General features: G+C 41.8%; 22 protein-coding genes. 11 read left to right on the top strand and 11 right to left on the bottom strand.

The window, feature by feature from the left end; genetic code table 11:
- Positions 1-4: 4 nt before the first annotated feature.
- Entirely contained in the window at positions 5-604 is a 600-nt protein-coding gene (gene recU, locus K1I43_RS06630) for a Holliday junction resolvase RecU (RefSeq protein WP_026011648.1), read from the bottom strand.
- Positions 605-1,015: 411 nt separating this feature from the next.
- Here recU and K1I43_RS06640 point away from each other — a divergent pair, with 411 nt between their 5' ends.
- The gene (locus tag K1I43_RS06640; RefSeq protein ID WP_009373629.1) at positions 1,016-1,219 is read left to right on the top strand and encodes a hypothetical protein; all 204 of its coding nucleotides are present in this window, start codon (positions 1,016-1,018) and stop codon (positions 1,217-1,219) included.
- A 22-nt stretch (positions 1,220-1,241) separates the two neighbouring features.
- Here K1I43_RS06640 and K1I43_RS06645 read toward each other — a convergent pair whose 3' ends face one another.
- Positions 1,242-1,409 (bottom strand): hypothetical protein, encoded by a 168-nt coding sequence (locus tag K1I43_RS06645; protein WP_019417582.1) that lies wholly within the window; start codon positions 1,407-1,409, stop codon positions 1,242-1,244.
- Between the two features lie 60 nt (positions 1,410-1,469).
- On the bottom strand, positions 1,470-1,682 hold the full coding sequence (locus K1I43_RS06650; protein ID WP_009373627.1) for a YppF family protein: 213 nt from the start codon (positions 1,680-1,682) through the stop codon (positions 1,470-1,472).
- A 152-nt stretch (positions 1,683-1,834) separates the two neighbouring features.
- Here K1I43_RS06650 and K1I43_RS06655 point away from each other — a divergent pair, with 152 nt between their 5' ends.
- Positions 1,835-2,155, top strand: coding sequence for a YppG family protein (locus K1I43_RS06655; RefSeq protein WP_019417581.1), 321 nt, complete (start codon positions 1,835-1,837; stop codon positions 2,153-2,155).
- A 20-nt stretch (positions 2,156-2,175) separates the two neighbouring features.
- Here K1I43_RS06655 and K1I43_RS06660 read toward each other — a convergent pair whose 3' ends face one another.
- Positions 2,176-2,598 carry an Hsp20 family protein gene (locus K1I43_RS06660; protein WP_009373625.1) on the bottom strand — a complete coding sequence of 141 codons (423 nt, stop codon included), beginning with the start codon at positions 2,596-2,598 and terminating at the stop codon, positions 2,176-2,178.
- Positions 2,599-2,722: 124 nt separating this feature from the next.
- Between K1I43_RS06660 and K1I43_RS06665 the strand changes: the two genes are divergently transcribed.
- Positions 2,723-2,875: a hypothetical protein gene (locus K1I43_RS06665; protein ID WP_019417580.1), complete on the top strand. Its 153-nt coding sequence runs from the start codon at positions 2,723-2,725 to the stop codon at positions 2,873-2,875.
- Between the two features lie 113 nt (positions 2,876-2,988).
- Positions 2,989-4,641, top strand: a complete 1,653-nt coding sequence (locus tag K1I43_RS06670) for a glycerol-3-phosphate dehydrogenase/oxidase (protein ID WP_033383402.1) — start codon at positions 2,989-2,991, stop codon at positions 4,639-4,641.
- Positions 4,642-4,645: 4 nt separating this feature from the next.
- Here the strand turns inward: K1I43_RS06670 and K1I43_RS06675 are convergent, their stop codons facing one another.
- The 6 genes from K1I43_RS06675 to K1I43_RS06700 form a co-directional block, all read right to left on the bottom strand.
- Positions 4,646-5,434 carry an EcsC family protein gene (locus tag K1I43_RS06675; protein ID WP_009373623.1) on the bottom strand — a complete coding sequence of 263 codons (789 nt, stop codon included), beginning with the start codon at positions 5,432-5,434 and terminating at the stop codon, positions 4,646-4,648.
- A gap of 72 nt (positions 5,435-5,506) precedes the next feature.
- Positions 5,507-5,932, bottom strand: a complete 426-nt coding sequence (locus tag K1I43_RS06680) for an Hsp20/alpha crystallin family protein (protein ID WP_009373622.1) — start codon at positions 5,930-5,932, stop codon at positions 5,507-5,509.
- Between the two features lie 73 nt (positions 5,933-6,005).
- A complete protein-coding gene (locus K1I43_RS06685; protein WP_009373621.1) occupies positions 6,006-6,266 on the bottom strand; it encodes a hypothetical protein in 261 nt (86 codons plus the stop codon).
- A 12-nt stretch (positions 6,267-6,278) separates the two neighbouring features.
- Positions 6,279-7,244 carry a hypothetical protein gene (locus tag K1I43_RS06690; protein WP_019417578.1) on the bottom strand — a complete coding sequence of 322 codons (966 nt, stop codon included), beginning with the start codon at positions 7,242-7,244 and terminating at the stop codon, positions 6,279-6,281.
- Positions 7,245-7,289: 45 nt separating this feature from the next.
- Positions 7,290-8,381, bottom strand: coding sequence for a GGDEF domain-containing protein (locus tag K1I43_RS06695; protein WP_019417577.1), 1,092 nt, complete (start codon positions 8,379-8,381; stop codon positions 7,290-7,292).
- 71 nt (positions 8,382-8,452) lie between these two features.
- The gene (locus K1I43_RS06700) at positions 8,453-9,673 is read right to left on the bottom strand and encodes an aminopeptidase (RefSeq protein WP_019417576.1); all 1,221 of its coding nucleotides are present in this window, start codon (positions 9,671-9,673) and stop codon (positions 8,453-8,455) included.
- A 117-nt stretch (positions 9,674-9,790) separates the two neighbouring features.
- Between K1I43_RS06700 and K1I43_RS06705 the strand changes: the two genes are divergently transcribed.
- A complete protein-coding gene (locus tag K1I43_RS06705) occupies positions 9,791-10,219 on the top strand; it encodes a hypothetical protein (RefSeq protein ID WP_009373616.1) in 429 nt (142 codons plus the stop codon).
- On the top strand, positions 10,219-11,340 hold the full coding sequence (locus tag K1I43_RS06710; protein WP_019417575.1) for a glycerate kinase: 1,122 nt from the start codon (positions 10,219-10,221) through the stop codon (positions 11,338-11,340). Before K1I43_RS06705 ends, K1I43_RS06710 begins: the two co-directional genes overlap by 1 nt.
- Before the next feature lie 78 nt (positions 11,341-11,418).
- On the opposite strand, the gene K1I43_RS06715 is transcribed toward K1I43_RS06710, so the two are convergent.
- Complete coding sequence (locus K1I43_RS06715; protein WP_019417574.1) at positions 11,419-12,705, bottom strand: globin-coupled sensor protein; 1,287 nt, start codon at positions 12,703-12,705, stop codon at positions 11,419-11,421.
- A 202-nt stretch (positions 12,706-12,907) separates the two neighbouring features.
- Here K1I43_RS06715 and K1I43_RS06720 point away from each other — a divergent pair, with 202 nt between their 5' ends.
- The 5 genes from K1I43_RS06720 to K1I43_RS06740 all read left to right on the top strand — a co-directional run bounded on the left by K1I43_RS06720 (position 12,908) and on the right by K1I43_RS06740 (position 19,095).
- Entirely contained in the window at positions 12,908-15,205 is a 2,298-nt protein-coding gene (locus K1I43_RS06720) for a putative bifunctional diguanylate cyclase/phosphodiesterase (protein ID WP_019417573.1), read from the top strand.
- 122 nt (positions 15,206-15,327) lie between these two features.
- Positions 15,328-16,188, top strand: coding sequence for an ABC transporter ATP-binding protein (locus K1I43_RS06725; RefSeq protein WP_019417572.1), 861 nt, complete (start codon positions 15,328-15,330; stop codon positions 16,186-16,188).
- The gene (locus K1I43_RS06730; protein WP_370628345.1) at positions 16,124-17,056 is read left to right on the top strand and encodes an iron-hydroxamate ABC transporter substrate-binding protein; all 933 of its coding nucleotides are present in this window, start codon (positions 16,124-16,126) and stop codon (positions 17,054-17,056) included. The genes K1I43_RS06725 and K1I43_RS06730 overlap by 65 nt, the downstream gene beginning before the upstream one ends.
- 66 nt (positions 17,057-17,122) lie before the next feature.
- The gene (locus K1I43_RS06735) at positions 17,123-18,091 is read left to right on the top strand and encodes a FecCD family ABC transporter permease (RefSeq protein ID WP_033383394.1); all 969 of its coding nucleotides are present in this window, start codon (positions 17,123-17,125) and stop codon (positions 18,089-18,091) included.
- Entirely contained in the window at positions 18,088-19,095 is a 1,008-nt protein-coding gene (locus K1I43_RS06740) for a FecCD family ABC transporter permease (protein ID WP_019417569.1), read from the top strand. The genes K1I43_RS06735 and K1I43_RS06740 overlap by 4 nt, the downstream gene beginning before the upstream one ends.
- The last annotated feature ends 20 nt before the right edge of the window (positions 19,096-19,115 follow it).

The raw sequence follows: 19,115 nt of genomic DNA on the forward strand, positions 1-19,115 counted from the left end.
TATTCTAAAAATATAGTTTGTCCACAATTTGAATATAATCGATTCGTGGATGATAGCCAAGCGGAATGAGATGGCCATGCCGTTCTACTTCCGCCTTTGTGATTGATTTGCGTCCACCTTGTTGTTTTCGCTCCCAATATTCAAGGAGGTGATGTGCATCGAATAAATACGTTTCATCGAGTGTTGTAAAACGCAAAATCACGAAGCAAATCGCTCCGTGGGCTAGTACTTGTTTCATATGTTCAATTTGATGTTCATGAAAATTTTGAAGCGGGAACGACGTGCGATTTCTCGTTTCTTTTGCTTCAAAGTCAATATATTTCCCACGGTATACGCCGTTATAGTCCGTCGTTGACGGTTGTTTAAAATACGCTTCTTTAATGACGGCCGCGCTTCGTTTCGGGTAATCGACTCGGACGATTTGCACCGGCGTCGGTTTTTTATGAATGACGGCAATGCCTTGAGCTAAATAATAGGCGTTTGTTTCGTTTAAATCCGCCTCTAGCGTCATTCCGCGATTTCCATACGTATCAGAAGTACGAGCAGACAATGTGCTTTCATTTTCTTTTTTTTCATATGCTCGCCCATTCGGATATTTAAACATATCATCCCCCCTTGAATGTTCAACATTATACCATATGTTTTATCTGTTCGTCATTTGCCCGAAAATTAGAAAAAAGCGAGCAAATATACTCGCTTTTTCTAAAACATGACTTTGGATATTTTTCGATTTTATGTAGAAGGGCGGTCTGGACCTTCTAGTTTTTTGTCGCCAAATCCTGTTGTTTCTTCTTGCTTCGGCTTTTGTTTTTTCTTTTGCTCTTTTTTCGCCATGTTGTCGCCTCCTTTCACCATTTTATTTTGACCGTTCATATAAAAAACATGCGAACATATTTGTCGAATTTTGTACGTATACCACTTTGTTTGCCGAATTTCTTCTAGTTTTGTCAATCGAGAAGGGACGAGGAGGTGGATAGCGAATGTGTATGGCAAAGGGCGAAAGGGGAGTTGGAGGATGGAACATATTCAAATGCAATTACAACAATTGTTTGATGACATTGAACAATTAGAAAAAAAATTAAAAGAGCGTACGACTGAGCAAATGGATACACATTACGATATGCAACAAGACAGTTTACAAGACATCGAACGCCAACTCGACAACATTGAACAACAAATCGAAAAAAAAGAGACGTATATGTTTGCTCCGGCGATATAAAAAGGTGGCGCGTTGGCCACCTTTATTCTTTTACACGTTCAATTGTCACTGGACGATGCGTTTCGCTTCCTACTGTGTCAATGGCATAGTCGACAACTTCACGTTGCTTCGACTCAACATGTTCGCCATGTTTTGGCTTCTCGCTTTCATGTCCTTTTTTCTTATGGTGAAAATGAACACCACGACCCATTTTCATCCGCCTCCTTTTCCATGCTAGCGTCTCATTTAGCATGGCACAAGAGAGGCGAAATCATTCAGCGCTTCCTGAATATTGTTCTACTCGTTCGTCATCAGGCTTATACGCTCCAAGCGCTTCTAAATCGCGCACAAGATGGCGGTATACGCCAAGCGGCAATTCATTGCGCAAATAAAGTTGACGCGCAAAGTCAAGCAGCTCGTTTGCATCGATCGGCTCATACTGTTTTGTCGCGATAAATTTGTTTTTTAATTCAATAATTGTCATAATTATTCCCTCCCCCTTTTGCACTTATCATAACATAAAAAAAGACGACATGTTAAATTCAAAAAATTGAGAATTCCGACATTGATTGACACGATTAGTCATGAACCATTTTGCGAAAAACGAATACGATGTAGTGAAAGGGGAGAGAAAAGATGTACCAGCCATGGTCTACGATGCAAATGCCGCATATGGTACCTGTTCATTATCATCCATATTATTCCCAACCGGCTTCGTTTCCTGTTCCACCAGTCGTTCCGCCCATGTCTCCATTTGCTACACCGCCTGCCTCTCCGTTCGCTCCACCCATGTCTCCATTCGCTCCTGCAAAGCCGCCAAGCTTGCTTGAGCAGTTTAAAACGAAAGAAGGAACGTACGATATTACAAAAATGATGAATACGATGGGGCAGGCGGTGCAAGTCATGAACCAAATGAGCGGGCTCGTAAAAGGATTAACGCAAACGTTTAAAATGTAACGTTTGCGTTTTTTTATCGTTTATTCAATTGGAATAAATGTTTTCTTTTGTGGGAGGCGAATGATAAGTTTACCGTCTTGAAATGACGCTTGAATGTCTGATTCACGAACAGGATAAGGGAGAAAAATAGATTTTGTCGCGCGTTCATACGTTCGCTGACGATGAATCATTTTCTTTTCATCATCAATCGTTTCCGTTTGTTCATCGTAAACGACCGACAACAATAGACGTGTGTCGTCTATAAACTGTAAATGAACGTTCTCACGTTTCACATTTGGAAGATGGGCGATGATGATATATTGTTCTTTTGTTTCTCGTACATCGATTGGGATATAGATCGGCGAAAACGTGCGATGAACATATTCATCAAGCGTATACAACAATTTTTTTAATGAACGATCATCAAAAAACGAATCGAGCATATGAGATAAATCTTTTTTCATAACATATTCACTCCTTATGACATACGTTTGTTCGTAATATATGCAGGAAAAAATAAATTGTTCGCGAAACTTTTTATGTTGTGATTCGTAAATATGTGAAAGAGATGAGAAGGGAAGAGAGCGTGTGCAAAGAAAACGAGAGAAAAACAAGCGGTCAAACGTCAAACATATCGTAAACAAATATAAAGAAAAAGGAATCAACATTAGCTTATGTAAGCCGCGTGCAGCGATCAAATGGCTTTTTGTGCAAAATAGTTGCCTTTTTCCACATATATGATACAATGAAACTAAAGTTCATATATGTCAAGAGACGAAGAGAGACCATACATGCATAATAAGTAAAGCTTATTGTGCTTGTTTTGGTCTCTTTTTATTTTTATAGGGGGAATGATGATGTTTTCAGCGAAACAACGAATGGAAATAATCGAGGAAATGAGTAAAACGACGTATGATGTGCTTGTGATTGGCGGAGGTATTACCGGTTGTGGCATCGCGCTCGACGCAACGACGCGCGGAATGAAAACAGCGCTCATTGAGATGCAAGATTTTGCGGCTGGCACGTCAAGTCGTTCGACGAAACTCGTTCATGGGGGATTACGTTATTTAAAACAGTTCGAAGTAAAAATGGTCGCAGAAGTAGGAAAAGAGCGGGCCATTGTATATGAAAACGGTCCGCATGTTACGACACCAGAATGGATGTTATTGCCGATTCATCGCGGTGGCACGTTCGGGAAATGGAGTACGTCTATCGGATTATGGGTGTATGATCATTTAGCGCGCGTCAAAAAAGAGGAACGGCGAACGATGTTATCACCATATGAAACGTTGCAAAAAGAGCCGTTAATTAAACAAGACGGATTGCTTGGCGGCGGTTATTACGTTGAATATCGAACAGATGATGCACGATTGACGATTGAAGTAATAAAAAAAGCGGTGGAATGCGGAGCTCACGCAGTCAATTATGTAAAAGCAGAATCGTTTTTGTACGATGAAAATGGGCGAATCAATGGAGTGACATGTCGCGAGCAAACGACAGGGAAAACGTTTACGATATATGCGGAAAAAATTGTAAATGCGGCAGGGCCATGGGTCGATATATTACGTGAAAAAGATGGCTCACACGTCGGAAAAAAATTGCGCTTAACAAAAGGGGTGCACATTGTCGTTGATCAAGCACATTTCCCGCTTAAGCAAGCGGTATATTTTGATACGCCTGACGGTCGCATGGTATTTGCGATCCCGCGCGAAGGGAAGACGTACGTCGGCACGACAGATACGTTTTATGACGGAGATCGCGTCCACCCGAAAATGACAAGCGATGATCGCGACTATTTACTGCGCGCCATTCGATACATGTTCCCGACCGTTCATTTAACGGAACAACATATTGAATCAAGTTGGGCTGGATTGCGTCCACTCATTTATGAGGAAGGGAAAGATCCATCTGAAATTTCTAGGAAAGATGAAGTTTGGCAATCTCCATCTGGTCTGATTACGATTGCAGGAGGAAAGTTAACAGGCTATCGCAAAATGGCTGAAACGGTTGTTGATTTGATCGCTAAACAGCTAGGTGGGACATATCCACCGTGTCAAACGAAACATTTGCCGATTTCAGGTGGGGACGTTGGCGGTGCGAGCCGATGGCATACGTTTATGTGTGAAAAAATCGCTGAAGGAATGGCTTGCGGCTTGACGGAGCAACAAGCAAAACGGCTCGTGCAGCGATACGGTACAAATGTCGATCGTTTATTCGCTTTTGCTAGCACATACAATCGAGAGGAAATAGCTCTTCCTATTGATTGGTATGTGATGTGCATATATGCACTTGAATGCGAAATGACGGTAACACCGCTCGACTTTTTCATTCGGCGTACCGGAGCGCTCTTTTTTGACATTCAGGCGGTTCGTCAGTTAAAAGAAGCAGTCGTTACGTTGATGCAATCGTATTTTCATTGGACAGAAGAGGAGCGAAATAAATACGAACAGCAAGTAAACGTTGCGCTTCATGATGCCGTTATTCCGAGCAATGAAGCACAACGTTAGAGCGCTAGGCGGGATCTTCCGCCTTTTCTATTTCTTTCAATTTTTCTATAATGCGCCGTTTACGATAAAACATGGAACCAACTTCAGCAATATCAGCAATCATTGTTTGATTTGTCCACGCTCCGAATAACATCCCGACAATGGGAATCGCTTGAAATAGTTTTTTCCAGCCGTATTGATCGCGAAATGCCCAAACGATTTCCCGCCAACCTTGCAGTTGAGACATCGTTTGTCGTTCATTTTTCATCGACCATTCGTTTAAAATGGCTTGTTTTCCAACGACATCAGCAAGCGCAAATTGTAAACATTTGACGATAAATAATCGTTCTTCTTTCTCATGTGGATCAAATCCATAGATCATTGCAATTTCTTGCAACGTTTTTAAAGCGGTTCCGAGAACGACAACAACATCGAGAAGCAACGTAAACGCACCGCCAAATCCTGTCGTAGCCCCTTGATATGTCGCAAACGTTTTTCGTTTAGCAACGAGTGCTTCACACGCTTCATTCATCTTTTGTAAAGGTAGCGAGCGAACATCGTCTAACGTGATCTCCCCATAAAAAGAGGATAAAACCGCTTCTTTATTTACGAGATATTGTCCACCTGTTTGAATATATTGTCCGAGCTCATCAAGCAATTGCGCCATTTTTTTATGTATCCATGCGGGCGTGAGCCGATCAAGTAACATAAACGGTAAACGGCTCATTTTTTCCCAAAACCATATACGCTTTTGTTCTTTTTCCCATTGTTCAATGTGATGGAGCTGTTCCATTAAAAACGATTGATGATCCATTTCATTCACCTCACCGATACATACGAATGAAAACACGAGAAGTTTCAAAAAACACCGGCAATCGTGCCGGTGTTAATGAAATTGTACGTCAATTCGTTTTTTCCCCTCAGATTGTGCTTTCGGAATGCGAATTTCAAGTACACCATTTTTATATGATGCTTGTACGTTTTCGTGTGCAGCATGGGACGGAAGTGGAATCGTGCGATAAAATCGTCCGTAAAACCGCTCTTGTCGATGCATATGTTCATCTTTTACATCATGTTGTCGCCGCACTTGACCGCTAATTGATAATGTTTGATCGTCAATATGAATGTCAACATCTTCTTTTCGTTCTAGTCCCGGAATGTCGCACGTGACAATCATTTCTTTGTCATTTTCATGCACATCGACGCGCGGCATACGAAACATATCATCCATATGCGATAAAAAGGAAGGGAAGTTCGAAAACATACGTTCTACATCTCGGCGCATCACATCTAACGAACGAAATGGATCCATCGTAAAGCCTCCTCGTATCATATTCGATACGTATTTTGTGCAAATCGGACAAAGTTATACAAAAAAACTTGCCTCAGCGCGAAGGCAAGTTTTCCAACTGTTGCACGTATAAACGAACGAGCTCGTATTGCTGTTTGGCATCAAGCGATGATGTGGCAATTCGCTTCACGGCTAATGAAAATTTTTCATAAGGTGATTTTCTTAAGCGTGGATGTGTCATTTCATCTAATAAATCGCGCTGAATAGCATCGAGCAGCACATGTTCCGCTTCGTTTTCCCCGACAGGCAACGAACGGTTTGACCATAATGATCGATATGCCTCTAACAGTTCCACGACTACCCCTCCTTAATCAATCCGTTCAATCGTTTCTGCCATTTGTAAAAAAGGATCTAATTCGTTTGCTTGTTGAACAAAAATCGTCAGCCGCATCGGCGTTCCATTTTTTACGACAAACACGTATACTTCGCCACTTTCAATGGCGCTTTTATATACATCGGCACCGTTTAAACGAGTTCCTTTTGTCCACGTCATTTTTTCGACTGTTCCATCTTTGCTGCTTGCCTTTACGTACTGTTCTGCTTGTTCGGCAATGAGAGACCAATCCGCTCCTTCATCAATGAGTTCAACAGTCATCGACGCTTTTTCTTCATCGAGAAAAATCATATCTTTCCCTGGCTCGACCGCTTCCGCCATATAACCGTTTAAAATATTTGCTTGAAACGGCTGATTGCTACTTTTATATATGAAAGAAGAAGGTTGCGGTTGTTCGCTCGTTTCCGTTTCCGTCCGTTCAATCGTTTTCGCCATCGTCATAAACGTATTTAGCCAGTTATCTTCTTTTTTCGTAAATACCGTTAAAAACATCGGGTCATCTCCCGTCACACCAATGATATAAACGATATCGTTATCGACAGGTGCTTCATATACGATCGCATCTTCAAACGGGAGTGTGCCTTCAAACGGTGTAGCTTGTTCAGAGACGGCCATGGCTCTTTCTTTTGCGTACGTTTCCATCTGATCTTTCGCTTCTTTCGGCAGCAGCTCAATACGCATCCATTGGTCTTGTTCGCTTTCATGCATCACGACATCTTTTCCCGGTTCTTCAGCTTCTAAAGTGAATGCTGGTAATAACGAAATCGTAAACGATTGATTTGTGCTTTCGACAGGTGTGAAATTTTGCGGCGTTTGCTCTTTTGTTTCTTGTTTATGTTCGACAGGCTGTTTCGCTGGCGCTGTCGTTTGTTCGTTACATGCGGAAAGCAATGTAGCGACAGCCGCCGCACAAATGAGTAGCTTCGATCGTTGTTTCATTTGTTTCGCTCCTTTAATTGTTTTTACTTTTATTGTCTTATAGTTTCACGTTTCATGCAAGTATTCCTTTTTATATACAATGGTGCGATTTCGTCCTTGTTGCTTCGCTTCATACAAAGCGATGTCCGCTTGCTTAAATAGCTCTGATTCATTTGTTGCAAGCGTTGGAAAAACAGAAATGCCGATGGAAATCGTAATATGCACCGTTTGTTGTTGTACGAAAAACGGATGACGTTCAATCGTTGTTCGAATATGTTCGGCAAATGTCACCGCTTCATGTTCACAGCTTGAAAGTAATATTGAAAATTCTTCCCCGCCATTGCGAAAAGCCATCCCGTCTTTCGAAACGAGCGAGCGGACCAGTTCTCCAAGATCACGTAAAATGACATCCCCGCCATCATGCCCATATGTGTCGTTAATCAATTTAAAGCGATCAATATCAAATAAAATAAGAGATAAGCAGCTGTTTTTCTCTTTCGCTTGCTCGAGATGTTGCCCAAATAACGTATGAAACTGACGAACATTATAAAGCCCGGTCAAAAAATCAGTCGTTGCCCATTGTTTATAATGTTGCAACATGTCTTTTGATTGCCGAATATCTTTACAAATATTCGCAGCTACATATGTAGCGACAATCGAAATAGGCCAAAAAACAACGAGTGTTTGCGTATAGATGTGTTCATCTGGCATGTTAATAAACAAAGCAAGCGAAATGAAGCACATGCTGTAGACGTTCATCCAAAACGTTGTAATCGCTATATGTCGTTTCATTCGTTGACTGATCCATCCGCAACCGATCGCAATCGCAAGAGAAATAAAAAAAGAAACGATCGATGCAAACGTATTGCCGAACAAAAAACGCCCTGTTCCCATGATCATGCCTGCCGCCAGTGCGCTCGGCATCCCGCCGTAGTAGCTTACGACAACGAGTGGCACGTGGCGCAAATCTGCGATGATTCCATGTCCAAGCGGAATGGAAAAAAACATAAGCACGATGCTTAATAAACCGCAAAAAGCCCCAGCAAGTAAACGCATATGAAAAGGGGATTGTTGATGAATGGTAGAAGGGAAAAACTTGCTAATCAAATAAAATCCGGCAATAAGTATGCCGCTATTGGCAATAAATTGCTTAAACATCGTCCGCTCCTCCTCTCTTTGCCAATATATGCGGACGAAAAAAAATGTTGCGGACAAACGCCGCAACATTGTTAAATGGAAATGGCCCACTCGCCGTTTCGCATAATCGGCTCACGAACCCCGTCTTTTGTCACTCCATCGACGTTTAATTCATGAGAACCGATCATAAAATCTTCATGTACTAAGCTATCGTTTGCCCCACGCTCAAGCAGTTCTTCTGTACGCATATTTGTCCCGCCTTCGATGTTTGTCGGGTACGCTTTTCCGAGCGCTAAATGTGAGGCAGCGTTTTCATCAAATAACGTATTATAAAAGACAAGATTTGATTGTGAAATTGGAGATTGATGTGGTACGAGCGCAATTTCTCCTAGTCGGCGTGCGCCTTCGTCTGTATCAAGCAAATGTTTGAGCGTGTCATAGCCGACTTCTGCAGTAAAATCAACGACTTTTCCGTCTTTAAATGTAAGCGTAAAACCGTCAATAATATTGCCGCCATAGTTCAGCGGTTTCGTATTTCGCACAACCCCATTCGTTCCATCTTTATGTGGCATTGTAAACACTTCTTCTGTTGGCATATTCGGATTAAATACGATGCCGTCTGTACTTTTTGCTGCACCACCGGCCCAAATATGTCCATCTGGCAGTTCAACTGTTAAGTCTGTCCCTGGGCCGTTATAAATGAGCTGTTTATATTGCTTATTGTTTAAATAATCAACGATGCGAGCTAATTTTTCATTATGCGCTTTCCATGCTGCGATCGGATCTTCTTGATCGACGCGTGTGACGCGGAAAATGACTTCCCATAACGCTTTTATTCCTTCTTCTTCGCTCATATGAGGAAATACTTTTTTCGCCCATGCAGGTGTCGGCACGGCAATTAAAGACCAGCAGTTATGGTCCGCCATTAAGCGACTGCGGTAATGTTGTAACGCAAGGCTTGCCGCTTTTGTTGCCGCAGCTACACGTGCCGGATCAATATCTTTCAATAAATCTGGATTTGGTGCATAAATACTTAAAAACGCCCCACCTTTTTCAGCCACTTCTTCACGTCCTTTAGCGAGCCAAGACGGATATTCATGAAGCGCTTCTTCGGGTGCATGTTTAAATTTTATGTACGTGATTTCTTCATCGCTCCACTCGACATGCACATGTTTTGCACCAGCTTCGTACGCTTTTTTCGCAATTTCACGTACAAGTGGGGCAGACGGAAGCGGAGCGTTAATATACAACGTTTGCCCAGGTTGAATGTTAACGCCAACACGTACAGCTAATTCTGCATATTTTTGTAACATACCAAAGCCTCCTTGTTGTAAAGCATACTATCATTTTAACAAAAGGAATGATGTTGTGAAAACATTTTCGCCTGTATTATGATTAAGGAAGGAACATAACGAGAAAGGGAATGACTTATGGCATGTGGTGACCAACAATTATTTTATATTGAAGGACTATTTATTTGTGCTTATGAACGAACAGTTGATGTGCAAGTGAAAGGAGAGACGCTTACGTTTACAACGAACGAGCCGATCATTGGCTTTTGTGCAGGGGATGATGTTGGCGTCGCTTTTTATGAAATAGATGGGGAGAAAAAGCTGATTTCGCTTGAAAGAAAAGACGGCCCACCACTTTCGTATGTAAATGGGGAATGGTTTGCTGAAATTATATTTGTCGAATCGATTGATGCGACAACGTTTTTATTTGATTTGTATCGTTCACCTTATCGCGATTACGAACAGATGATTACGAACGAGCCGTTTTCATGTGAACGCGAAACGATCATGACGGTTGTTTTCGTTCGTGAAAATGGAAAAAATATATTGAAAAAGGTTGTTGGATAATGCGTGTCGTCATTGCGTCAGATTCATTTAAAGGAAGCTTATCAGCAAAAAACGTATGTTCCATTATACAAGAAGCATTTCAACATGAATATCCAGAAGCGACTGTCATTTCTGTTCCGATGGCAGACGGAGGAGAAGGAACAATGGAAGCGATCGTTTCAGCAATGAACGGTTCCGTTCGCTATGTAACGGTTCGCGGTCCGCTGTTTGAAACGCGGCAAGCGGCATACGGTGTCGTTGGGGATACGGTCATTATTGAAGTCGCGCAAGTGATCGGCTTACCACTCGTTCCGAATGAAAAGCGTCATCCGCTTTATACGACAACATATGGTGTAGGTGAAATCATTACCGCAGCGCTTCATGCGGGGTATCGCCGGTTTGTGATCGGGCTTGGCGGGAGTAGCACAAACGATGGTGGTTTCGGGATGTTATGTGCGCTTGGAGCGACGTTTACAAATGAAAAAGGGGAGTCATTGCCGCCCATGCCTTCTTCTTTGCCACATATTGCCCATGTCCATATGGCATCGCTTGATCGACGGATATATGAAAGCGAATTTCTTATCGCTTGCGATGTCGATAATCCACTTTATGGCGAGCGAGGAGCATCGTACGTATTCGGACCACAAAAGGGGGCAGATCGTGAAACGGTTCGCACATTAGATAAATGGCTATATACGTATGCGGAAAAAATCGAGCAGCAAATCGGGCGCTCATACGCTCTTGAACGCGGAGCAGGAGCGGCAGGCGGTTTAGGATTTGCCTTTTTATTGCTCGGTGGAACGTTGATTTCTGGAGCAAAACTTGTCGGTGAAACAGTGCAATTGCCACAAAAAGTGAAGCATGCCCACATCGTTATTACTGGCGAAGGACAAAGCGACGAACAAACGGTATATGGAAAAGTGCCGTTTTATGTTGGTCAATTAGCCAAACAATATGATGTTCCTGCTTTTTTATTGTCCGGTAGCCTCGGTGACGGATTTGAAAAACTATATGAATATTTCGTTACTTGTGATGCCATTGCGACAAAACCGATGACGGTAGAACAAAGTATGCAATCAGCGGCTACACTTTTATATACAAAAGCACGCAATCTTGCACGAATGCTCAAGCGGTTTTCGTAGTCGAAAACCGCTTGAATAATGCCTGAATTTTACTAATTAAACATTGTTCTAAATAAACAACGTGTCATCCTCTTTTTCTTATTCTGTCTGTTCAACTAATTCAGTCGATAAGGAAGATAAGTGTCGCATAACCCGATGAATTTCTTCAATTGAGCGTAAAATATAGTCAATTTGTTGTTGGCTCTCGTGAAATAAATGAATATGATGATCGAGCTCCATTTTTGATGCGACCATCGTCCCTTTTGTTTGCTCCATTTGTTTGGCTGCTTCTGTCGCGATCGTGCTCATGCCGTTCATTTTTTGCACAAGTATTTCAACTTGTCGATAATTCGTTTCTACTCCTTCAATAATGTGAGCGCTCATTTGTTTTGTGTACTCAGCAAGTTTACGTACTTCATCCGCCACGACAGCAAACCCTTTTCCTGCCTCTCCTGCCCGTGCCGCTTCGATCGCAGCATTTAGAGCAAGCAAGTTTGTTTGATCAGCAATCGTTTGAATTTGGGAAGATGTGCTGCGAATGACATCTGATGAGTTAGATAACTGTTGCAAAATAGTAAGCACGTCGCTAACTTTGTCGACCACTTCATCGAATGTTACGCGTGTTTGCTCGACTTGTTTTTCTGTTGTATTCATAAGACCAGACAAGTTTTTACTGCTTCTTTCCGTCATCTCCGTTTGTGCGCGTACGTTTTTCGCTTTTTCTTCCGTTTCACTTAGTGCAGCTTCTGTTTGTTCAATAGAAGCGGCAAGTTGCTGTCCTATGTCACGCAGTTGTAATTGAATAGAAGTTTGTTTGTTATTCAGTTGCTCCAATTCTTTCATTCGATCATCCATATAGGCGCTCATAATAAGTTGTGAGTCAAAATTAATAAGATGGAAAAGAGCAGTGACTACATGAGTCCATTTATCGATTCGTCCTTCTTGTTCCGCATATGGTAATAGGCGCGGAAGAAGAGCAGTTACGATCGCTTCATATGTTGCGATCATCCATTCGATCGGTAAGCCACGTTTATGATGATTACTACCGAGTTGCTTGCGAAAAGAGATATACTCTTCATTAATTGTTGCTGAAAAAAGAGAATCGACATATTGAACAAACACTTGTTTTAAACGCTCGCGCGTCGTTTTTGCATGTGCGACTGACTGCAATAATGAAAACGAATATAAATGATTGAGCACGTCTTCCACTGCCTCATCAACATGTTCCATAACGAGCGGTTTCATTTCACGCAATAGTTGTAAATGCCCTTCCGTCACTCCCATGTAAGACAGTCGTGCTTTTACTTCATTTGTTGTATGTACAATCGGCTCTCTACTGTCTAAGTAAAACGGCGAAAGCTGTTTTTTATGTTTAGTAAAAAGCATAGAACATCACTCCTTTTTATTTTGTAATCCAATTATATTCCTTTTGTTAATGAATTGACGAACAATAATGCTCTGTAGATATATTAAACATTGTTCTAAATGAACAATAAAAGAAAAGAGAAACACATTTTTAACCACACAGTTTGTTGTCCTATTCGTTTCTTTTTCTTGTGCATATGATGTGAAAAAAGGAGGGGTGCGGGTGCAAGTCATTGTTTTTATGTATGTCATCGTTTATTACATCGCATTGTTTAGTACGTCTGGACAAACAGAAATGGTTGTTAGTTCGTTCTTTTCATTAGGTGGCATATGTCTTTCAGCCATTTTGTTATGGCGCGTGTCGATTCGTATAAAAACGAATGATCGAATATTTTGGAAATGGATGACCATCGGTGCAATTTGTTACTTGATCGCCGAAACGATTTATCGCATATACGAGTGGTCGTCTCAAACCGAACCTTCGTTTCCGAATTGGTCGGATGTATTTTATATTGCTCATTCATTGATGTATATTGCTTCATTACTATATATCATCATGCAACAACGAAAACAAATAGCGATGTGGCAAGCGTTATTCGATGCGCTCATCGTGACATGTGTGACGATGGCATATAGCTGGATATATATCATTCAGCCGATTATTCGTTTAGAAGAAAAAGTCTTATATGTCGCTGTTTTAGTTGCTTATCCTTTCCTTGATCTTGTGATGTTATTTTTACTGTTGCTTCTCTTTTTTGTAACAAATGTTCGTCGGATTTGGCTATGGAATATTGTAGGTGTTGGATTGTTTGTGTTTACAGATACGATATATTTCATTCAAATGATGCAATGGAATGAGGTATACAGTTCGTGGTTAGATCCGCTATGGATGATGAGCTTACTCATGATCAGTTTTTCAAGTTATGATGCAAAAGAAGGAGAGTTATCTTTTCAAAAGGAAGAACAATCGTTCCATATAAAAGTTCTCTTTCCATATATCAGTTTTCTTACTTTGATGTGGATGCCTTTTATTTATCTTGGCGACCAGATCGTCATCACATGTTTTGCTTTTTCGGTTGTATTCATTTTCATTCGTCAATTTATGACGTTAAAAGAAAACCGCCAGCTCGTTCAACAATTACAAACATTAAACAACGACTTAGAACAAAAAGTCATGAAACGCACGCAAGAGTTGACTCAGCTGAATGAGCAATTAACATACGCTGCGAATCACGATTTTTTAACAGGGCTTTTTAATCGCAAAGCTTTCGTAACTGCACTTGAGCAGTCGATCGCTCAAGCGAATAAACAAAAACATAGCATGGCCGTTGTTTTTATTGATGTCGATCGCTTTAAACAAATCAATGACTATTTCGGACATGAAATAGGTGATGCGCTCATTGTACAAATCGGTCAATGGTTAAAAAAACAAGTCCGCTCAACAGATATCGTAGCACGACAAGGCGGAGATGAATTTACGATTATTGTTACACCAATTTATCACTTACATGAATTACAAATGATTGTTGAAAAAATGATGACCATTACCGAACAACCGATGACAGTTAAACATTTAGATGTGCGCATCACGTTAAGTGTAGGAATTGCTGTTTACCCATTCGACGGAGAAACGAGCGATACGTTAATGAAGCATGCAGATATTGCAATGTATCGCGCCAAAGAGCAAGGAAAAAATCAATATCAATTTTTTAATAGCGAAATGGACCGTATCGTTTTACAAAAAACGATCATTGAAACGGCGCTTCACGAAGCGATTGAGAAGAAACAGTTCACCTTATTTTATCAGCCGCAATTTGATGTGCAAACGAAGGAATTAATCGGCATGGAAGCGCTCATTCGCTGGATTCATCCAAAGCTCGGTACAATTTCACCAAGCGTTTTTATTCCGATTGCAGAAGAAACGGGACAAATTATTCCAATCGGTGAATGGGTGATTGAAGAAGCGTGCCGACAAATGAAAAGCTGGAATGAACAAACTGGACGATCGCTTCGGATAAGCGTCAACATTTCTCCAAAACAATTTTTAAAAGAAAACTTTGTGGAACATATTCATTCCGTGTTACAAAACACGCCATTGCCACCTCGTCAACTCGATTTAGAAATTACAGAAGGTGTCGCTGTATTTAAGGAACAGTATACGATTCATAAGCTCCAACAACTAAAGCAGCTCGGCGTGCACATATCGATTGACGATTTCGGGACAGGTTACTCATCGCTCAGTTATTTGCGCAAATTTCCGATTGATCGACTAAAAATTGCAAAACCGTTTATCGATGGAATGACGGAGGAAAAAGAAGACGTTGCCGTCGTTAAAGCGATTATTGTGCTGGCGAAAAACTTAAAATTGCGCGTCATTGCTGAAGGAGTCGAGACGTTGCAACAGTTAGATATTCTTCGTTCCCTTCAATGCGATGAAATTCAAGGATATGTGCTCGGTAAACCACTTCCAGCAGACGTATTTGAAAAAACATACATCAAAAACCAACTTCCAAACGAATGAAGTTGGTTTTTTTCACAAAAAATGCATTGACAATGATAATCAATTCGTGTAAATTACAATATGTATTGATATTAATTCTCAATATCGATTAGTTAACTTGTTGTTCGAGGGGGGAAACATATATGCCGCGGTTGTATACAGAGCAGCTTTCTGTTGGATATGGAGAACGCGTCATTGTTGATCGGCTAACTGTACATATTCCAGATGAAAAAATCACGACGATTATCGGCCCAAACGGTTGCGGAAAATCGACGTTGTTAAAAGCGATGACACGCATTATTCGTCATCAAGAAGGAGCAGTCATTTTAGATGGAAAACAAATCTCGCAAGAGCATACGAAACTGTTAGCGCAAAAAATGGCCATTTTACCGCAAACACCAGAAAGTCCGGGCGGTTTAACGGTTGGTGAACTTGTTTCGTACGGACGGTTTCCGTATCAAAAAGGATTCGGTCGGCTAACGAAACGAGATTATGAAGTCATTGATTGGGCGCTTGAAGTGACCGGAACGATCGAATTTAAACACCGTCCAGTTGATTCGCTATCAGGCGGTCAAAGACAGCGGGTATGGATTGCGATGGCGCTTGCGCAAGAAACAGACATTATTTTTTTAGATGAACCGACAACATATTTAGATATGGCGCATCAATTAGAAGTGCTCGAACTGTTACAACGTTTAAACCGCGAACAACAGCGCACAATCGTCATGGTGTTGCATGATTTAAACCAAGCGGCGCGTTTTGCTGATTATATGATTGCGATGAAAGACGGAAAAATTGTTCAGGCGGGAACGTGCGAGCAAGTGATGACGCCTGACGTATTACGAAAAGTGTTTCATATTGACGCGGAAATCGGTCGCGACCCTCGAACAAACAAGCCAATGTGTATCACATATCATTTAATTAAAGGAGATGCAGAACATGTTGAAAAAGCGAATGATGTCCATGCTACTTTTGTTCGTGCTCATCTTGAGTGCGTGCGGTAATCAAGCAGCAGAAAAAGAACAAGAGAAAGCGACAAAAGAAGCAAACGAACCAAAAACGATGACGTATCAATCTGAAACAGGTCCAATCGAAGTGCCTACAAATCCGAAGCGCGTCGTTGTTTTGTCTTCGTTTTTAGCGGGTAGCGTGATGGCGTTAGACGTACCGATTGTTGGGGTAGATTCTTGGGCGAAAATGAACCCGCGTTATGAGCCATATTTAAAAGACGCAAAAGAAGTGACAGATGAAAGCTTAGAACAAATTATTGAGCTTGAACCAGATTTAATTATTGCCGCATCAACAAATAAAAATTTAGATAAGCTAAAAGAAATTGCGCCAACGGTGACGTACACGTATGGCAAAGTAGATTACTTAACACAACATTTGGAAATTGGTAAATTGTTAAATAAAGAAGAAGAAGCGAAAAAGTGGATCGAAGACTTTAAAAAACGTGCACAACAAGCTGGTGAAGAGATTCGCGCAAAAATCGGTGAAAATGCAACCGTTTCTGTCATTGAAAACTTCGACAAGCAATTGTACGTATTCGGCAACAACTGGGGCCGTGGGACAGAAATTTTATATCAAGAAATGAAATTAAAAATGCCAAAAGCAGTGGAAGAACATGCATTGAAAGACGGATATTACGCCATTTCACTTGAAGTGCTTCCACAATTTGCTGGCGACTATGTCATTTTCAGCAAAAACGCAGATGGAGACCTTTCATTTACAGAAACAGAAACGTACAAAAACATTCCAGCTGTGAAAAACAACCGCGTTTTTGAAGCGAATGCAAAAGAATTTTACTTTAACGATCCAATTACATTAGAATATCAGCTTGAGTTTTTCAAAAAGCATTTTTTAGGTGAGTAATATAATTAAAGAGGAGTTCGTCGCGAATTCCTCTTTCTTTATGTGAATGGAAAAGAGAGGGTGCGTATGCTGAAAAAATTTTTGTTCGCATGTGTTGCATTGTTTGTGACATTCGTTTGCTCCATTGTTATCGGAGCGGCGGATACGACAATCAAAGACGTCTGGCTAGCGATTACAGCGCCAGAGACAAACAAAATAGCGACGATGATTCACGAAGTTCGCCTGCCGCGTGAAACGGCTGCGGCTGTTGTTGGAGCCGCTCTCGCTGTAGCGGGAGCTGTGATGCAAGGGATGACCCGTAACCCTCTCGCCGATCCTGGACTCATTGGGCTAACCGCAGGGGCGAACGCTGCTTTAGCGATGATGTTTGCCTTTTTCCCTTCCGCAAACTATATCGAAACGGTGTTCGCTTGTTTTGGCGGGGCTGCGCTTGGAGGGTTGCTCGTTTTTAGCATTGGCGCGCAACAATTTTCACCGTTTCGCATCGTCTTAGCAGGAGCGGCGATTTCTACTTTTTTATACGCCGTCGCAGAAGGGATCGGACTTATATATAAAGTATCAAAAGACGTATCGATGTGGACGGCTGGCGGGATGATGGGTACAACGTGGCATGAGTTACAAATCGTTACGCCATTTATTTGTTTGGCGATGCTTATTGCTTTTTGGCAAAGCCGTCAATTAACGATTTTAAGCATGAGTGAAGAAGTAGCGGTCGGGCTCGGTCAACAACTGACGCGCGTAAAAACGATTCTTTTTTTCATTGTCATTATTTTAGCCGGTGCATCTGTAGCTCTTGTCGGAAATTTAGCGTTTGTCGGCTTAATGATCCCACATCTTGTTCGTTTGTTTGTCGGAACGGATTATCGTTTCATTTTACCGATGAGTGCGATCGGTGGGGCGACATTTATGTTGTTTGCCGATACGATTGCCCGAACGATTCACGCACCGTATGAAACGCCTGTTGTAGCAGTTGTGGCGGTCATGGGGCTTCCGTTTTTTCTTTTCATCGTTCGTAAAGGAGGAAAAGGGTTGTGATCGTACCTCTACGAAAAAAACAACGCATCATTTTGCTCGTATTATTTACGCTCATTTGCATGACAGCGATCATCAGCATGGGGACAGGCTATTCTTCTTTATCTTTTGACCGATTGATCCCAGTGCTTTTAGGTGAAGGAACGTTTAAAGAACAATTCGTTCTTTTCTCCATTCGTTTGCCGCGCATCGCGATCACGTTGCTTGCGGGAATGGCTTTAGCGTTGTCTGGTGCCATTTTACAAGTTGTCATGCGCAATGACTTAGCCGATCCAGGTGTCATCGGTATAAACGCCGGAGCAGGTGTGGGAGTCGCCTTGTTCTTTTTATTTATTCCGATTCAAGCGGAATCATTTGCCTACATTATTCCGCTCGTCGCTTTTTTCAGTGCGCTACTGACAGCTATCCTCATTTATATGTTGTCATACAATAAGCAAACAGGACTTCAACCGATTCGTCTCGTGTTAATTGGAATCGGTTTTGCCACTGCGTTTTCAGGTTTGATGATCGTCCTTATTTCAGGAGCTGATCGAACGAAAGTCGACTTTATTGCAAAATGGTTAGCTGGCGGCATTTGGGGGCTCGATTGGGCGTTTGTTCTCGCATTGTTGCCGTGGCTTATTATTCTCGTTCCGTTCGTTTTATATAAAGCTCATCGCCTCAATGCATTGCAGTTAAGCGATTCGGTAGCGATTGGCATCGGCGTATCGCTCGATCGTGAACGGCTTGTTTTATTGCTTACAGCAGTGGCACTTGCGGCATCGGCCGTCTCTGTTACAGGGGGCATTGCATTCGTCGGTTTAATGGCGCCGCACATGGCTCGCGCGCTTGTTGGGCCGCGCAACGAGTTAAGTTTACCTGTTGCGATGCTAATGGGAGGGGCGTTGTTGCTGTTTGCTGATACAGTTGGACGCAACTTAATTGAGCCAGATGGTCTTCCGGCGGGTGTGCTCGTATCGCTCATTGGCGCGCCTTATTTCGTTTATTTATTATGGAAAAAGAAATAAACGTATGATAAGATATTTGT

Source organism: Anoxybacillus sp. ST70 (assembly GCF_019553625.1).
GTDB classification, from domain to species: Bacteria; Bacillota; Bacilli; order Bacillales; family Anoxybacillaceae; genus Anoxybacillus; species Anoxybacillus gonensis.

Coding starts and splice junctions, on each gene's coding strand:
- recU (WP_026011648.1), bottom strand. CDS start 604: ATGTTTAAATATCCGAATGGGCGAGCATATGAAAAAAAAGAAAATGAA.
- K1I43_RS06640 (WP_009373629.1), top strand. CDS start 1,016: ATGGAACATATTCAAATGCAATTACAACAATTGTTTGATGACATTGAA.
- K1I43_RS06645 (WP_019417582.1), bottom strand. CDS start 1,409: ATGGGTCGTGGTGTTCATTTTCACCATAAGAAAAAAGGACATGAAAGC.
- K1I43_RS06650 (WP_009373627.1), bottom strand. CDS start 1,682: ATGACAATTATTGAATTAAAAAACAAATTTATCGCGACAAAACAGTAT.
- K1I43_RS06655 (WP_019417581.1), top strand. CDS start 1,835: ATGTACCAGCCATGGTCTACGATGCAAATGCCGCATATGGTACCTGTT.
- K1I43_RS06660 (WP_009373625.1), bottom strand. CDS start 2,598: ATGAAAAAAGATTTATCTCATATGCTCGATTCGTTTTTTGATGATCGT.
- K1I43_RS06670 (WP_033383402.1), top strand. CDS start 2,989: ATGATGTTTTCAGCGAAACAACGAATGGAAATAATCGAGGAAATGAGT.
- K1I43_RS06675 (WP_009373623.1), bottom strand. CDS start 5,434: ATGGATCATCAATCGTTTTTAATGGAACAGCTCCATCACATTGAACAA.
- K1I43_RS06680 (WP_009373622.1), bottom strand. CDS start 5,932: ATGGATCCATTTCGTTCGTTAGATGTGATGCGCCGAGATGTAGAACGT.
- K1I43_RS06690 (WP_019417578.1), bottom strand. CDS start 7,244: ATGAAACAACGATCGAAGCTACTCATTTGTGCGGCGGCTGTCGCTACA.
- K1I43_RS06695 (WP_019417577.1), bottom strand. CDS start 8,381: ATGTTTAAGCAATTTATTGCCAATAGCGGCATACTTATTGCCGGATTT.
- K1I43_RS06700 (WP_019417576.1), bottom strand. CDS start 9,673: ATGTTACAAAAATATGCAGAATTAGCTGTACGTGTTGGCGTTAACATT.
- K1I43_RS06705 (WP_009373616.1), top strand. CDS start 9,791: ATGGCATGTGGTGACCAACAATTATTTTATATTGAAGGACTATTTATT.
- K1I43_RS06710 (WP_019417575.1), top strand. CDS start 10,219: ATGCGTGTCGTCATTGCGTCAGATTCATTTAAAGGAAGCTTATCAGCA.
- K1I43_RS06715 (WP_019417574.1), bottom strand. CDS start 12,705: ATGCTTTTTACTAAACATAAAAAACAGCTTTCGCCGTTTTACTTAGAC.
- K1I43_RS06725 (WP_019417572.1), top strand. CDS start 15,328: ATGCCGCGGTTGTATACAGAGCAGCTTTCTGTTGGATATGGAGAACGC.
- K1I43_RS06730 (WP_370628345.1), top strand. CDS start 16,124: ATGTTGAAAAAGCGAATGATGTCCATGCTACTTTTGTTCGTGCTCATC.
- K1I43_RS06735 (WP_033383394.1), top strand. CDS start 17,123: ATGCTGAAAAAATTTTTGTTCGCATGTGTTGCATTGTTTGTGACATTC.